1 protein-coding gene is annotated in these 256 nt (G+C 37.9%); it reads right to left on the bottom strand.

Annotation, left to right across the window (positions count from 1 at the left end; translation table 11 throughout):
• The coding region (locus PL11201_RS26675; protein WP_159451590.1) for a hypothetical protein at window positions 1–256 on the bottom strand (256 nt) is incomplete at both ends.

Genomic DNA, 256 nt, shown 5'->3' with positions numbered 1-256 from the left:
TGGGATTAGTTGTGGAATCTGGTTGTTTTTGCAGAGGGGGATAATTAGATATTTCTAGGTTAATAATATCCTGGGAATCACTACTATCTGTGGGACTAATTGTGGAATCTGGTTGTTTTTGCAGAGGGGAATAATCAGAGATTTCTGGGTTAATAATATCTCTGGGATTAGTTGTGAAATCCGGTTGTTTTTGAATAGGGGAGTAATTAGATATTTCTGGTGTAGCAATATCCTGGGAATCACTACTATCTGTGGG

The sequence above is a fragment of the Planktothrix sp. PCC 11201 genome (assembly GCF_900009135.1).
GTDB lineage: Bacteria > Cyanobacteriota > Cyanobacteriia > Cyanobacteriales > Microcoleaceae > Planktothrix.
The sequence above is the reverse complement of the archived record's forward strand: the minus strand, read 5'-3'. Positions and strand labels throughout refer to the sequence as shown.